General features: G+C 33.6%; 13 protein-coding genes and 1 pseudogene. 8 read left to right on the plus strand and 6 right to left on the minus strand.

Annotated features, from left to right (window positions below):
• The first annotated feature begins 500 nt into the window (after positions 1-500).
• A complete protein-coding gene (locus NMK50_RS05665) occupies positions 501-938 on the plus strand; it encodes a Ros/MucR family transcriptional regulator (protein WP_254769656.1) in 438 nt (145 codons plus the stop codon).
• 77 nt (positions 939-1,015) lie between these two features.
• Here NMK50_RS05665 and NMK50_RS05670 read toward each other — a convergent pair whose 3' ends face one another.
• Positions 1,016-1,426, minus strand: a complete 411-nt coding sequence (locus NMK50_RS05670) for a SufE family protein (protein ID WP_254771199.1) — start codon at positions 1,424-1,426, stop codon at positions 1,016-1,018.
• A gap of 136 nt (positions 1,427-1,562) precedes the next feature.
• Positions 1,563-1,913 carry a DUF5330 domain-containing protein gene (locus NMK50_RS05675; protein WP_254769657.1) on the minus strand — a complete coding sequence of 117 codons (351 nt, stop codon included), beginning with the start codon at positions 1,911-1,913 and terminating at the stop codon, positions 1,563-1,565.
• A 917-nt stretch (positions 1,914-2,830) separates the two neighbouring features.
• On the opposite strand from NMK50_RS05675, the gene NMK50_RS05680 reads away from it, so the two are divergent.
• On the plus strand, positions 2,831-3,676 hold the full coding sequence (locus NMK50_RS05680) for a peptidoglycan-binding domain-containing protein (RefSeq protein ID WP_254769658.1): 846 nt from the start codon (positions 2,831-2,833) through the stop codon (positions 3,674-3,676).
• Positions 3,677-4,110: 434 nt separating this feature from the next.
• On the opposite strand, the gene ppdK is transcribed toward NMK50_RS05680, so the two are convergent.
• From ppdK to NMK50_RS05695, 3 genes are all read right to left on the minus strand, one after another.
• Entirely contained in the window at positions 4,111-6,777 is a 2,667-nt protein-coding gene (ppdK, locus tag NMK50_RS05685; RefSeq protein WP_254771200.1) for a pyruvate, phosphate dikinase, read from the minus strand.
• Between the two features lie 181 nt (positions 6,778-6,958).
• Positions 6,959-7,615 carry a DsbA family protein gene (locus NMK50_RS05690; protein WP_254769659.1) on the minus strand — a complete coding sequence of 219 codons (657 nt, stop codon included), beginning with the start codon at positions 7,613-7,615 and terminating at the stop codon, positions 6,959-6,961.
• A gap of 82 nt (positions 7,616-7,697) precedes the next feature.
• Positions 7,698-8,198, minus strand: a complete 501-nt coding sequence (locus NMK50_RS05695; protein ID WP_254769660.1) for a DUF721 domain-containing protein — start codon at positions 8,196-8,198, stop codon at positions 7,698-7,700.
• A 206-nt stretch (positions 8,199-8,404) separates the two neighbouring features.
• Here NMK50_RS05695 and mutY point away from each other — a divergent pair, with 206 nt between their 5' ends.
• On the plus strand, positions 8,405-9,463 hold the full coding sequence (gene mutY, locus NMK50_RS05700) for an A/G-specific adenine glycosylase (RefSeq protein ID WP_254769662.1): 1,059 nt from the start codon (positions 8,405-8,407) through the stop codon (positions 9,461-9,463).
• 187 nt (positions 9,464-9,650) lie between these two features.
• Positions 9,651-9,828: pseudogene (locus NMK50_RS05705) on the plus strand (integrase); the annotation flags it as partial.
• Positions 9,829-10,151: 323 nt separating this feature from the next.
• Here NMK50_RS05705 and NMK50_RS05710 read toward each other — a convergent pair.
• Positions 10,152-11,288 carry a site-specific DNA-methyltransferase gene (locus NMK50_RS05710; protein WP_254769664.1) on the minus strand — a complete coding sequence of 379 codons (1,137 nt, stop codon included), beginning with the start codon at positions 11,286-11,288 and terminating at the stop codon, positions 10,152-10,154.
• 346 nt (positions 11,289-11,634) lie between these two features.
• Between NMK50_RS05710 and NMK50_RS05715 the strand changes: the two genes are divergently transcribed.
• From NMK50_RS05715 to NMK50_RS05730, 4 genes are all read left to right on the plus strand, one after another.
• On the plus strand, positions 11,635-12,336 hold the full coding sequence (locus NMK50_RS05715) for an HAD family hydrolase (protein ID WP_254769666.1): 702 nt from the start codon (positions 11,635-11,637) through the stop codon (positions 12,334-12,336).
• Positions 12,337-13,236: 900 nt separating this feature from the next.
• Positions 13,237-13,590, plus strand: coding sequence for a hypothetical protein (locus NMK50_RS05720; protein ID WP_254769667.1), 354 nt, complete (start codon positions 13,237-13,239; stop codon positions 13,588-13,590).
• A gap of 177 nt (positions 13,591-13,767) precedes the next feature.
• On the plus strand, positions 13,768-14,121 hold the full coding sequence (locus tag NMK50_RS05725) for a hypothetical protein (protein ID WP_254769668.1): 354 nt from the start codon (positions 13,768-13,770) through the stop codon (positions 14,119-14,121).
• A gap of 207 nt (positions 14,122-14,328) precedes the next feature.
• Positions 14,329-14,685 (plus strand): hypothetical protein, encoded by a 357-nt coding sequence (locus tag NMK50_RS05730; protein ID WP_254769669.1) that lies wholly within the window; start codon positions 14,329-14,331, stop codon positions 14,683-14,685.
• Positions 14,686-14,843: the final 158 nt, after the last annotated feature.

Below are 14,843 nucleotides of genomic sequence, written 5' to 3' on the forward strand. Positions count from 1 at the left end.
TGGTTTTTTTCTTAAAGAAAAATAAATGTATTTTTAATATACAAAATAAAATTTATTTTAAAAGTATATATATAAAAATATTTTTTACATAAAAAATATTTTTATATATCATGTTTATTTGTAATTTTATTATTATTAATAATAAATTGTTAAATTAAAATTTGTTTTATTTTATTAAAAGTATTTATATATTAAATATAATATTTTTTATTTATATAAAATATATACAATAAATAACTTTATAATATTTTTTATTTATGATATAATATAATAAAAGCTGTATTCTAACAGATTAATATTTTCAGTTTTCTTATTGTATATTATGTCTAAAAATAGGTTTTTATTTGATTTTTTTATGTTTTAGCAATTTTGTAGAATAATTGAATTGACAAAAAAGATTTTTGTACAATATGAAGCCTATGTACATTGGATCTCATATCATGAGTATACGTGTTGTATCTCGATTTTAAATTACTTGATTTTAAATAAAGGAAACAAGAATGGAACATCGTCCAGTCTTAGAGACTGAAAGCAATTTAGTTATTACATTGGTTGCTGATATCGTTGCTGCCTACGTAAGTAATAATTCTATTCGACCGACTGAAGTACCAAATTTAATTGCTGATGTTCATGCCGCTTTTCGTAAAGCGGGGAATGTAGAATCAACAGAGGTCGAAGTTGAAAAGCAAAGGCCAGCTGTTAATCCAAAACGTTCAATCTTTCCAGATTATCTCATTTGCCTTGAAGATGGAAAAAAGTTTAAATCTTTAAAGCGTCATCTTATGACCCATTATGGAATGTTGCCAGAAGAATATCGTGAAAAGTGGCAGTTGGACAGTTCATACCCTATGGTAGCACCTAATTATGCAAAAGCACGCTCCGCTTTGGCAAAGGAAATGGGACTTGGGCGCAAAAGCAAACGAAAAAAAAATAAATGATAGCGTCTAGGAGGACCTTGTGTCTTTATAGAGATAAAGTGCTTTTTAACAGACGTTTGTTCTTTAAAGGGTTAGTTTTATATATAACTTTCGTTACGAATTCGTTCAATCATTGATTTAAGACCATTTGATCGTTGTGGTGTAAGGTTTTCTTTTAATCCGAGTGTTTGAAAAAGGCCTTCAGCATCAGCGTTGCGAATTTCAGAGGCTTTTTTGCCTGAATAAAAAGCAAGAAGAATGTAAATAAGCCCACGTACAATATGAGCATCGGAATCGCCTTGAAATGTTAATGTTGGATTATCTGAATTATTACGTGAAGATAAAAGCCACACTTGGCTAACACATCCAGGCACTTTGTGCTCGTCGTTTCGCGCATTCTCCGGAAAAGGCGGTAATTCACGACCTAATTCAATTACATAGCGATAACGATCTTCCCAATTATCCAGAAAAGAAAAATTTTCTATAATATTATCAATCGTTTCTGCCATAATCTCCGTCCTGTCTTGCATTGATTATCATATTACATAGACTTTATTGACACATAAGTACTGATACCTCATAACATAACATCAATAGGAAGCACTAAAAGTTTTTATTTCAAGGTAACGTCATACGCTTCTGTTTTTATGTGGATTCTTCTGTTTCTCTCTTAAACATAATATCTGGAGGAGATCCCATATTTTGACTATCCATTATGCGTCCAAAATATTTGTAAGCTGCTCTTGCACCATGATACGCTCGTTCGCCAAGTGAACTTAAAAAAGACTTTCCGGTTTTACAGGCTTCTATATTACGATCACAGAATGTTCCTAAATCTTTTAAAGCTTCCTTAAAAGCAATAATCACATCACTCATTATTGTCTGATTTTCCCCTTGGATAGGGGAATAATCATTACTCGGCTTTTCTACAAAAAACGAAATAATGACAAAAACAAAGAACAAAAATAATAATAATTTGATCAAAAAACGTATCATGGGCAATCAATGCACCCTAGCTGTAAATAAAATAAAGCAGCAGTGTAGGCGCTTCTGCTTTATAAAAAATTTATAAAATAAGACTTTTATCAAGTTGAGCATTTGTTTATCCGATTTATAGCATTAACTTTGTTATAATAAGATATGAAATAGCTATAAAAAATGAGAGGTATGATCTTTTTATTAAAAAATTAACGTCAAAATTATGCAATAAAAATAAAACCCTTGAGAATATGTAAGCTGGATTTCTCTATGACATATAACAAGAGTAAAATAAAAGAGATTATACCTCATAACCATGACAACACGTGATGATTACAGTACCTCATGTTGCCATTTTCTTTTTTATAAAAAAAGTATGATATCAAGTTGTAAGGATTAAACAGTCCACTTATTTTTCACCAATATTTTTCAAATGATTACCGTTGATATTTATGAAATATTAGTAGAGTGAATTTATAAGAACATAATGATTATTGAAAAACAATGATACCCATTAACATTGTATGGAAATATGAACCTATGTACATGTAAAATATTTGAAAAACCCCTACCCTGCTACTGGCTCCGCAGCGTGTTAAATAAATGTGTTTCAATTTTGATTTTAAATACTGCAAAATATATACGCAAAAAATAAGAAAATAACATAGATCTTTCAGTTTAGATGATGATATGTGATGATGTGACTTACAAATGTAAAATGGTATCGTATAGTTGTAAAGTTTTTATACACATCCAAAAATGCTGTCTAACATGAGATTAAGAAATTTGAATGAGAGCTACTGCTGATTTATCAGCTTACATATTTACACAACAAGCTTACTTATTTTAACAATTTGAAAGAAAAAGCAACAACATAGATATGACTCTCTCACTGGAAGTAACAATAATTCTATCGAAAATAAAAAACTAAAATAATGACAAAAAAACGAAAAAAGTACAAAACAAACAATGTCAAACAGAGTAAATATTATAGTAGTATTTTTATAACTTTTTTGCTTATAATCGGGTATTTTCTTTTTTGGATAATAAAAACACTTTGTTTTTATACAAAAAAAAATACTTTATTGTTCGCTGGATTAATCCTTTTTACCATTAGTTTTGTTTTTGTTTCATTTAATGCTTTATTTTCACAAATGATAATGCATCAAGACGTCTTTACTAAAATGAAGTTTGCATTTGATTCAGATATCGAACAAAACTCTTCTTTACCTGGAAAAGAAGAAAAAACTCGGGCAGTTTCTCGTGATGCTTCTGTATCGTTTCTAATCCCTTTACAGAACAATTTATCTTCTCCTGCTTTGTTAGAAAATACACTAAAAATGCAAAAAAAGCTAGCAAAGCTAGGATTTTATGATGGTCCTTTAGATGGAATAGAGGGACCTAAAACGCGTCGTGCCATAGCACTTTGGAAACAACAAACTGCTCACGAAATGCAAAAAAATATTTTACTTAAAACTGCAACAGATGAAATTGCGATATTAATTAGGCGTAGTGAAAGAGAAATGACAAATGAAACAACAAGAATAAACGATGTGCCGCGCTTAAAAGAAAATGTTTCAGAACCTCTTGTTGTAGATATTATACGAGTGCAAAAAGCTTTACGCATTTTTGGTCATAACGAGGTGATTATCACGGGTATAGAGGATCACAAAACAACAGAAGCCTTAAAACAGTTTCAAAAAATGTTTGATCTTCCTATAACAGGTAAAACTGATCATACAGTTTTGATGAAAATGCATGAAGTTGGTTTGTTGAACTAAAAGACGCATTCACCTGATAGAGTAAACGCTGAAAACTTGGTGATAACACATTCCCTTGCCTTATACTTTTTTATAAATATATAAGAGGAATACTGTTTTTTCTTATTCCTACAACTTAAGGTGTATCTTCATTTTTTTCTTTTAGTCAAGAAAATATAAAAACACACGCAAGTTATCTTACATACCGCAATCAAAATATTTGATTTACAATGATTATTCATCGTTTTTATCACTTAAAAGAAAGCGACCAATACAGAAAAGTTCTCTCACCTCAACTCTTTTTATCATGAATTATGAAAGTGCGTTGTCTTGCATATTACAAGAAACATCCGCATAGAAAAAAACATTTAAGTGAGAAGTAAACACACCCCTTATGAGCCGTTTAAATGCATAAATAGCTGCACATTCTACAATGAAAAAACTCAAAATCTTTTTTATATTTTGTTTATAAGAGCCGATTGTGCTGCTGCTAAACGCGCAATTGGCACCCGAAAAGGAGAACATGAAACATAATCAAGACCATTCTCTTCACATAAAGCAATAGACGCAGGATCACCTCCGTGTTCACCACAAATTCCCAGTTTAATTTTTTCGCGTCGTGAACGTCCCCGCTGCGCAGCAATAGAAACAAGTTCCCCTACTCCATCACGATCAATCGATACGAAAGGATCTTGTTCTAAAAGTCCTTTTTGGAAATAGGTTGCTAAAAAGGGAGCAGCATCATCGCGTGAAATTCCAAAAGTCGTTTGCGTCAAATCGTTTGTTCCAAATGAAAAAAATTCAGCTGTTTCAGCAATTTCATCTGCTCGAAGAGCAGCCCTTGGAAGCTCAATCATCGTTCCAACCATGTACTGAATATTCTGACCCTTTTCCTTAATCACTTCACTAGCAACCTTATCAATATGGGCTTTTACAAAATCAAATTCAGATTTAAGCGCAACAAGCGGCACCATAATTTCAAGCATAACAGGAGAGCCAGATTTTTGAGCAGCTTCTGCTGCTGCTTCAAAAATAGCCCGTGCCTGCATTTCTGCGATTTCAGGATAAGTAATAGCTAAACGGCATCCTCTTAATCCAAGCATAGGGTTAAATTCGTGCAACTGCTGTGCACGTGCAGAAAGCGCATCTACTGAAACTCCCATAGCCGTTGCAACTTCAAAGATTTCTGTGTCTGTTTTTGGCAAAAATTCATGTAATGGTGGATCTAGCAAACGGATAGTAACAGGCAAACCACACATAATTTCAAATAATTCACTAAAGTCTGAGCGCTGCATTGGCAAAAGCTTATCCAATGCTTTACGACGTCCACTTTCATCATTACTTAAAATCATTTCACGCATGGCCACAATACGTTCACCAGAAAAAAACATATGTTCCGTGCGGCAAAGTCCAATACCTTCAGCTCCAAAGGAACGCCCCATACGTGCATCAGAGGGTGTTTCAGCATTGGCGCGAACTCTTATACGCCGGATTCCATCAGCCCATTCCATCAATTTTGCAAAATCTCCACAAAGCTCAGGTTGCAACATCGCAACTTTCCCTTTGAAAATTTCTCCGCACCCACCATCAATGGTAATAACATCACCCTCTTTAAAATTTTGCCCTGAAGCAAACATTGTCTTTGTGTTATAATCAATGCGTACATTACCAGCACCAGAAATACATGGCTTCCCCATACCACGCGCGACAACAGCAGCATGACTTGTCATACCACCACGCGTCGTTAAAATCCCTTCCGCAGCATGCATGCCATGAATATCTTCTGGGCTTGTTTCTACACGCACCAAAATAACTTTGCGACCTTCTGTGGAGGCAGTTTCTGCCTCTTCTGAAGTAAAAACAATTTCACCCGTTGCTGCTCCTGGGGAAGCAGGTAATCCGCGTGCAATAACAAAACGCTCTGCTTTAGGATCAAGAGTTGGATGGAGAAGTTGGTCGAGCGACTTTGCATCTATTCGCAACACCGCTTCTTCATGACTGATTAATCCCTCTTCCACCATTTCAATCGCCATTTTTAGAGCAGCACGCGCGGTTCGCTTTCCCGAACGAGTCTGTAACATCCACAATTTACCTTTTTCAATGGTGAATTCGAGATCCTGCATATCGCGATAATGCTGTTCAAGCTTCTGTGCAATCTGACACAACTTCAAAAAAGCCTCGGGCATGATTTTTTCCAAGGATGGTTTATTTGAGCCCGCAACAATACGTGCATTTTCTGTAATATTTTGGGGCGTTCGAATGCCTGCGACAACATCTTCACCCTGCGCATTTACTAAAAACTCACCGTAAAGCTCTTTCTTACCTGTTGATGGATTGCGAGTAAAAGCAACACCCGTTGCCGAATCTTCACCCATATTACCAAACACCATCGCCTGTATATTCACTGCTGTTCCCCAACTTTCAGGAATATTATGTAAACGACGATAAGTAATTGCACGTGCTGTCATCCAACTTGAAAAAACGGCTCCGATTGCTCCCCATAATTGTTGTTCAGGATCTTGTGGAAAAGGTTTCCCTAACTTTTCTTCAACATATGCTTTATAAGAAACAATAACATCTTTCCAATCAACCGCTGTCATCTCTGTATCGATAGCATAACCATTGCGTACTTTTACATCATCAAGAATCTCTTCAAAATGAGAATGTTCTAATCCCAAAACAACATGAGAATACATTTGGATAAAACGGCGATAGCTGTCATAAGCAAAGCGTTCGTTATCGGCTTGTAAAGCAATTGCTTGTACAGTTTTATCATTCATACCAAGATTAAGTACCGTATCCATCATTCCTGGCATAGAAGCACGAGCTCCAGAGCGAACAGAGAGTAAAAGCGGTTTTTTTTCATTACCAAATGCACGTCCTGTTTGTTCACCAATGCCTTTAAGCGCTTGTTTAACAGCTTCCTGTAATTCTTTTGGATATGACTTATCATGAGCATAATAAAAATTACAAACTTCTGTCGTAAGAGTAAATCCAGGAGGTACAGGCAAACCAAGATGACTCATTTCAGCTAAATTTGCCCCTTTACCGCCGAGAAGATTGCGCTCACTTGCACTTCCTTCTGCATTGCCATCACCAAAACTATAAACCCATTTTGTCATCATAAAAATCCTCCCATATCAGCATTAAAATAATTATTTGATTGGAGCCCATTATTAAAAAAATGCCTCAGTTCAAAATTGGCTAAATTAAAAAAAATATTGCCTCAGAAATGCGAAAAACCAACCCTTCTAAAAGAGAAATAGCGAAAAGCATCAATATCTCATCTCTTGGAAAGAAGATTTAGTTTTTAAGAAAACTATCAATTACCGAAAAGAAAGATTCTACTGACATAACACCTTCATACTTATTACCATTAATAAAGAATGTAGGTGTTGCAGTAACACCAAGCTCTTTACCACGCTCAAAAGATGCATTCACTTCATCTAAAAGTGACTGATTTTTTAGACACGCATTAAAACTTTCATCTGTAAAGCCAGCCATTAAGCCAATTTTTTTCAATGGTGTTAAGGCATCTTTTTCCCAAACCCACTCCTGCTGTTTTTGAAATAAAACTTCGATCAAAGGAAAATAACGGTCTTCTGGTGCACATCGCGCTAACATAAAACCTGCCGTTGCTCTAGGATCAAAAGCATAATCTCGAAAAATAAGTTTTACTTTTCCCGTTTTTATATATTTTTTACGAATTTGGGGAAGGACATCATTATAAAAATGTGCACAATGAATACATGTCAATGAAGCATATTCAATAATTGTTACCGGTGCATTCTCTTCCCCCTCAAACCTATCCTTAACCTTACCCGATTGAAGAAGTTCAGCCATATCAACAGTCGCAACTGGCTTAATATCCCTAGCAGCTGTACTCGTTATACTGATTTGTATAACCGTCATTAAAAGAAAAATTATCCTGAAAGACAAAAAAGAACGAAATTTTATCATAAATAATACTTTTCTGCTGTTATTGAACAATAAAAAACTTAATATTTCCTACATACTAAAGGAAAAGATGTAAAATACCTTTCTATTTATTATTTTTTTCTGCAAAAATGCAACAGCCAAGTTCATAAAGCGATTGGCGTAAACCTTCATCTTCAATCTCTTTAAGCATCTTTTCTATACGCTTTTTGTCTTTTTCATTCGGATCAGACTTCATCGGTAAGTGATTCTTCAAAACAGATATACAACTTTGTTCAATCTTAATACGGTCAATAGCAATATATCCAAAAAAAACATTAATTCTACGAAGCAATTCATCTGTTTCATGCATTAATTTTAAGGCAGAAAATCCTTCACATGTGACAACAAGTGTTGCAGGTTGGAAAACTTCATCTTGATGAGCGCGACGTTTCCAAATAATTTTAAGCGGCATTGTATGCTGACCTATATCATAACCTACAATCTGTGGCCAATGCTCTATAAGTGCCATGTTAAACCCTGTCCGTTTGCATAAAATCGGATTAAGCATATAAGAGACCGTTTCAGAAAGAGAATAAAAATGGCGCTTTTTAAATGGTTTGCTCATTTATCAAATTTCTCAATCAACATCCCGTCATGAACTCAATTATTAAAATTTCTTTCCTCTAAAAAACTCTTCTTCCAAAGATCTCATTAAATATCAACAAAGTCCAATTTTTAGCTAAGAAAAATTTTTATCATAGATAAAAAACATGATTTGTAAAAAATGTTTTTTCTTTTGCATTTTATATCTCCCTATGCTTCAAAACTATCATGTATGAAATTTCTTCGCGCCTCCTTTCTTGGTACGATCAAAAGCACCGACATTTACCATGGCGGATTACCCCCGAAGAACAAAGACAGGGAATCCACCCTGATCCCTACCAAGTTTGGCTTTCTGAAATTATGCTTCAACAAACAACTGTCGAAGCCGTAAAACCTTATTTTCAAAAATTTTTAAAACTTTGGCCAGACCTTTCTTCTTTAGCAAAAGCCCCACAAGAGGATATTATGAAAGCATGGGCTGGACTTGGTTATTATTCACGCGCACGTAATCTGATAAATTGTGCTAAACAGCTTATTGAAAACTACGGAGGACAATTTCCACAATCCGTAAAAACATTGCAAACTCTTCCTGGTATTGGAGATTACACCGCTGCTGCTATTGCCGCAATTGTTTTTAACCACCCTGTAGCAGTGATTGATAGTAATGTTGAACGTGTTGTTACCCGCTTATTTGCTATTGCTTCAATCTTGCCAAAAGCAAAAGCGGAAATCAGAGAAAAAACACAAAAAATTACCTCTTTAAATCGCCCTGGAGACTTTGCTCAAGCAATGATGGATCTAGGAGCAACTCTTTGTACACCACGCAAACCATCTTGTTACCTCTGCCCTCTTCAAAAACTGTGTAAAGCAGAAAAGATGAAAAGACCAGAGTCTTTTCCAGTCAAAGCGCCTAAAAAAGAACGCCCTTCAAAAACTGGTGTTGCCTTTGTCGTTCTTAATGAAAAGGAACAAATTTATTTAGAAAAACGACAAGGTAAAAAACTTCTCGGTGGAATGACGCAAATTCCTAACAATATTGGAATAAACAACGAAAACAATCTTCAAAACGCACCCTTTATCGCCAATTGGCAATTCAAAGGGCAAGTTACACATGTTTTTACCCACTTCTCTCTCAAACTCGATGTTTATTGTACTAAAAGCGCTCACGAAATAAATCGTGAAAATGGTTGGTGGTGTGATATCCAAAATCTTGCTGAAGAAGCACTACCTACTGTTATGAAAAAAGCGATCTCTGTAGCTCTTCCCAATTCTTTTCGATTAAAATAACTCTTAATCTCAACAACATATTGATTTATAAATGTAATTTATCGTTTTGCCTATTGAATAAGACTCCCGAATATTGTATGATTCTCTTATTTTAAATCTTCTTATGTTGAATCAATAAATCCATGTGTCTGGACGTCATAAGCGAGACTGGCGTGTGGGTGAAAAAACTCTCAAGAAAGGAGTAAAAATGCCTGTTATGAATCGTGTAAATAACAAAGGTCGTCGCAACATTGGGAGCCGGTAAAGCGTATGATGGGGCAGGCTTGTATCTTCATAAGTGTAAAGATGGTGATGCTCAATGGCTTTATTGCCATACCATTCACGCACGCCGTCATGAAATGGGCTTGGGTGCTTTAAGAAATATCCTTTAAAAAACTCGTGAATGTGCAACACTGAGAAATATTTTTTAGTTTCATGAACAATATTTCATTCTTCATAAAAAATTTATTTATAATGATAATTCACATTGTACAGTTTGAATAGAAGCCAAGAATTACAGTGGATTTTCTCATTTTAAACCCTCTTAATTATACATTATAAATAAAACGTTTGCTTGCACATTACAAGCGGGGAATGCTATGTGAATAACAAACATTTAGGAAGGAAACAAATATATCAAATCGTCTCAATATTAAGAACGCAATATTGAAGCTTACCTAACAGATAATGATAGCGCCAGCTAAGTTTTTCATACAACACCGGTTTTTAACATTTGAGAACGTATTATCATTCTTAAGTCATCTATCGATTTCAATCGTCCATTTTCTTCATAATACCAGAAAGTCCAACCATTACAGCTTTGTGAATCTTGAGCCTTTCGCCCCATTGCATGAATAGAACCTGCTTCACCACCATGCATAACCGTACCATCAGCCCTTACAATAGCAGATACTTGCTTCTTGCTATCATAAAGAACTTCTCCAGGATGGAGTAAACCTGCTTCAAGTAAACTATTGAATGCTACACGCGGTTCTGCTTTTTTCTTATCCAAAATTGCCAATTCTGGTTTATCTAAAGCTTTAACCGCAGCAATCCTCTCACACGCTGCATCAATGTAGTCTTGCTCACGTTCAATACCTACAAAATCACGCCCTAGAAGTTTGGCAACAGCACCTGTCGTCCCCGAACCAAAAAATGGATCAAGAATAACATCACCAGGCTTACTAGAAGCCATAATAATACGAGCCAATAACGCTTGTGGCTTTTGTGTTGGATGTAATTTACGCCCTGCCTCATCTTTTAAACGCTCAGAACCTGTACACAGAGGGAAAAGCCAATCGGAACGCATTTGTAGATCTTCATTCGCAGCTTTTAAAGCATCATAATTAAATGTATATTTCTTATCCTTTCGATCTCGAACTGCCCAAATAAGCGTCTCATGAGCATTTTGAAAGCGACGCCCTCGAAAATTAGGCATAGGATTATTTTTACGCCAAACAATATCATTGAGCATCCAAAAACCTAAATCTTGCAGCGCCGTACCAATGCGAAAAATATTATGGTAAGATCCTATAACCCAAATTGTCCCGTTGGGTTTTAACACACGACGACAAGCAAGTAACCATGCACGTGTAAAAGCGTCATAAGCAGCAAAGCTCTCAAACTGATCCCATGCATCATCAACCGCATCAACAAGTGAATGATCTGGACGATATAAAGCTCCCTCCAATTGCAAATTATAAGGAGGATCAGCAAAAATCATATCAACTGAATGTTTTGGAAGTTTTTCCAGTACGGCAACACAATCCCCTTTGAAAATTTTATTGCGCCATGGTCCCCGTGAAAAAGTGTGAACAAAATCTTTTTGAAGCTGAATAACTGTCATGAAAAACCCAACAAAACGAACTGAATTTGCCCTATAATCAATCAAAATAGTTTATAGGCCCGCATTACCAATCCATATTTACAAAATAGAGTAAACGTATTGTTAAAATCCTGTAAAATTGATAGGTATTTTTGCTATTTCAAGAAAAATAAAGAATTTCATACGGATAAATCCTTACTTTCTTTCCTTCAACGCATGCTTCTCGTCTCTTCATTTCGTCAAATGAATAAGAATTCACTTTAAAAGCATATTTTACTTTAAAAGCATATTTTTATGAAATAAAATCGTCTCAATGACATTTCTATAAAATTTTTCAAGTTATAAATAATATGTAAAGGAATATTTCATGCCTCAAATAGATCTCATTATTTTTGATTGTGATGGAGTTTTAGTAGACTCTGAATATCTTGCAGCAAAAATTGGATCTCAATTACTTCAACAAACAGGATATGAAATATCACCTGAAGAATTGGCAGAACGTTATGCGGGACTGATTTTTCGAGATATTCTTAAACAAGTTGAACAAGAAACAGGAAAACCAGTCTCTGCTCATCTCATAAATCAAATGTCAAATCTCTTTCGTGCACAAATAACAACTGATTTACGTGCTCTTGATGGTATAAGAGAAGTCATAGAGGTTGTTCAAACACGCTATCCCTATTGTATCTGCTCTAATGCAAAAAGCGAAAATGTAAAAGAGATGCTCTCTGCTGTTAATCTTTATGATCTTTTTGGTGGTAAAAATAAAATATTTTCTGCACCTGAAGTTGGAACAAAAAAAACAAAACCAGCTCCTGATGTTTTTCTTTTTGCAACACAACAATTACACGCAGATCCCCAAAATACTATTGTTATAGAAGATTCAATTCACGGCGTACATGCAGCTACTGCTGCTGGTATGCGTGTTATCGGCTTTACGGGAGGATCACATAGCTACCCTGGTCACTCTAGTGCACTTGCAGAAGCTGGAGCTGAAACAGTTATCGCCAAACATGATTATTTACTAGAAGTTTTAGAGGCAATGGCAGTATGGCAAGAACTATCATAAAAAGCTGTCTTGGAGATCTATCAATCCATACCCTCCATTAAGAAAGACTCTTACCAAAAGACCTAAACCTTATTAAAGTATACCTACCAAGAGAAAAATATAACCGCATTGGCCAGATATTATAAACAACGCCTGTGGAGCAATTGTTATAATCCATGAAGCATCTATCTCTCTTCAACTTAGATTAAGTTATGATAAAACTCTACCTTCTCCTTCATATCATAATAAAATACAAAATTGATATAATTAGAAATGAAGCACGCTTTTCTCTTTAAGAGATAAAAATAATGTAAACATAAAAGTTGAATACAATGCTATGAGCTTTAGAGCATATAATTTCTAAAATTCATCACTATGAATAACAATCAAAAAATAATTATAATTTTATAAAAAACTTATAAAATACTTCTCTATAGATAATATTTTTTTTCATTATTCACTTCTGTATTGCTTGCACACAATAATTTATTCTTATACAACACGTTATGTATTTGAATTTATGAATTGAAAAAAATATTTTTTAATGTTGAGTATAAGAGAAACACAAAAAATTCTCTTTTTCTACTAACTTCTTCTCTCATAATAACACATCCAGATACCAATTTTAAAATAAGTATTTTTAGTAAATTATAATGTTTTTAATACATAAATATCTTTAGTAAAATTTCTAAAAAATATGTAGAAAATAAAATAAAATTTATAATCCCATTATATGTATTTAATTAAAATACATAATGTAAATATTCATTTATTGACTATAAATTCATATTGTAGTATATTTATACGTGTTATGTAATATGATATATAATTTGTATTTATTTTTGTTTGCTTACTAAGTATCTAAAAAGGTAATTATCTATTGCATATTAATAAAAGTTAATACTATTTGAGATAAAAATTATGGTTAAATTATTTAAAAAATATTCATTAAGTGTTTTTATAGCAACTGCTTTTTTTCTTTCACAAATTGCAAATGTTCATGCCAATCATTTAAAAAACAGTCCTCAAAAAAAGGATGTTAATTACGTGATAAAACAAGTAGCAAATGTAACATATACAACAGTTGGTACAACTTCTCTCTCTGTTCCCGTGGTAAATTATGGAACAATATATGAAGATGCCGAAGATGCCATTGAAGGAAAATTTGAAAAGGTAGTGGCCAATATGACGTTAGCATTGGGATTTTTTGCTTTTGGATCTGTAATAAGTTTTATCATAGGAATAATAAAGGATATCGTATTAATGTTTAAATAAACCGTTTATTAAAAAGTATATTATGTATTTTACTATTCTTATTTAAATAACATAATTAATCATTATCTATTCATAAAATAGCATTTATAGATAATACACCATATCCTCTATGTTCATTTATTATACGGATTCATCCATCTTCTTGTATTATGGATAGGAAGTCTTTGAGGTGAAATTATGACAAAATTATTTAAAATTTATGTATTAAATATTTTTATAGTGATTGTTTTTTTTCTTTCACAAATTGTAAATGTTTATGCAAATCATTTGAGCAATAACGCACAACGAGAAGAGATTTTTTTAATAGAGCAGATAAAAGAAAAGGTAACCCGCATTACGACTTTTGATATTCCAAGTTTAAATTATGAAGGAACAAATGTTACTACTTCTGAAGGAAGAGTTGAGAAAGTGGTTGGACCCATTATAGTTACAATAGGAACTTTTAGTGCTGCAGCGCTAGCTGGGTATGCAACAACTACAGTGAGCATGCTTTTAGGGTGGATAATAAAGAACTTAATACGATATTTCTAATTTCGCACTTAAATTTTTCAATGTTTATAATATAAAATTTTCAATATAGCATCTGAATATAACCGGATTATTTGTTCGTTACATTAACTAATAATACATAATGTGTTATTCAGACAATAAAAACTGATAAACCTCATATTTATCATGTTTATCGATAATATCAATATGTTGCTTTATTGAATTTAAAAAAATATTTGAGGTAAAATTATGATTAAAGTACTTAAAGGTCATATGTTAAATATTCTTATAGCAATTGCTTTCTCTCTTTCACAAGTTGCAAACACCCATGCAAATCATTTGAGCAACAACGCACAACAAAAAGATATTTTTGTAATGGAGTCGGTAAAAAAGAAAGCAATTAATATCGCTACTCTTTATGTTCCAATTTTAAAACATAGAGTTAGAAATGAAGATACAATTGAAGGAGAATTTCAGAAAGTATTTGAACCTATTACAATAGGAACTTTTACTACATTAGGAGCTATAATTTTTGGTTATTTCACTGGGTTTTTTATGTCTCTATTTAGTGGAATAGTGGGTATAGGAATAGGAAAAACAAAGTAATTTCAATTATCTGTTTTTTTTCTAAAAGCAATCTTTAAATTGCAACCTGCCTCAAATAATTGAGGCAGGCTCTTTATGTTTTCCATGGATGACTTTTTCATTACCTATCATACCGTGTAGTATCAGGCCGGCCCTATCATACTATTTACTGGCCCCCA

The sequence above is a fragment of the Bartonella harrusi genome (genome assembly GCF_024297065.1).
GTDB classification, from domain to species: Bacteria; Pseudomonadota; Alphaproteobacteria; order Rhizobiales; family Rhizobiaceae; genus Bartonella; species Bartonella harrusi.

Bases quoted from the DNA above. Each gene is read 5' to 3' on its own strand.
- NMK50_RS05725 (WP_254769668.1), top strand. From the start codon at position 13,768: ATGACAAAATTATTTAAAATTTATGTATTAAATATTTTTATAGTGATT.
- NMK50_RS05675 (WP_254769657.1), bottom strand. From the start codon at position 1,913: ATGATACGTTTTTTGATCAAATTATTATTATTTTTGTTCTTTGTTTTT.
- NMK50_RS05690 (WP_254769659.1), bottom strand. From the start codon at position 7,615: ATGATAAAATTTCGTTCTTTTTTGTCTTTCAGGATAATTTTTCTTTTA.
- NMK50_RS05665 (WP_254769656.1), top strand. From the start codon at position 501: ATGGAACATCGTCCAGTCTTAGAGACTGAAAGCAATTTAGTTATTACA.
- NMK50_RS05715 (WP_254769666.1), top strand. From the start codon at position 11,635: ATGCCTCAAATAGATCTCATTATTTTTGATTGTGATGGAGTTTTAGTA.
- ppdK (WP_254771200.1), bottom strand. From the start codon at position 6,777: ATGACAAAATGGGTTTATAGTTTTGGTGATGGCAATGCAGAAGGAAGT.
- NMK50_RS05730 (WP_254769669.1), top strand. From the start codon at position 14,329: ATGATTAAAGTACTTAAAGGTCATATGTTAAATATTCTTATAGCAATT.
- NMK50_RS05720 (WP_254769667.1), top strand. From the start codon at position 13,237: ATGGTTAAATTATTTAAAAAATATTCATTAAGTGTTTTTATAGCAACT.
- NMK50_RS05710 (WP_254769664.1), bottom strand. From the start codon at position 11,288: ATGACAGTTATTCAGCTTCAAAAAGATTTTGTTCACACTTTTTCACGG.
- NMK50_RS05670 (WP_254771199.1), bottom strand. From the start codon at position 1,426: ATGGCAGAAACGATTGATAATATTATAGAAAATTTTTCTTTTCTGGAT.
- NMK50_RS05695 (WP_254769660.1), bottom strand. From the start codon at position 8,198: ATGAGCAAACCATTTAAAAAGCGCCATTTTTATTCTCTTTCTGAAACG.
- NMK50_RS05680 (WP_254769658.1), top strand. From the start codon at position 2,831: ATGACAAAAAAACGAAAAAAGTACAAAACAAACAATGTCAAACAGAGT.
- mutY (WP_254769662.1), top strand. From the start codon at position 8,405: ATGTATGAAATTTCTTCGCGCCTCCTTTCTTGGTACGATCAAAAGCAC.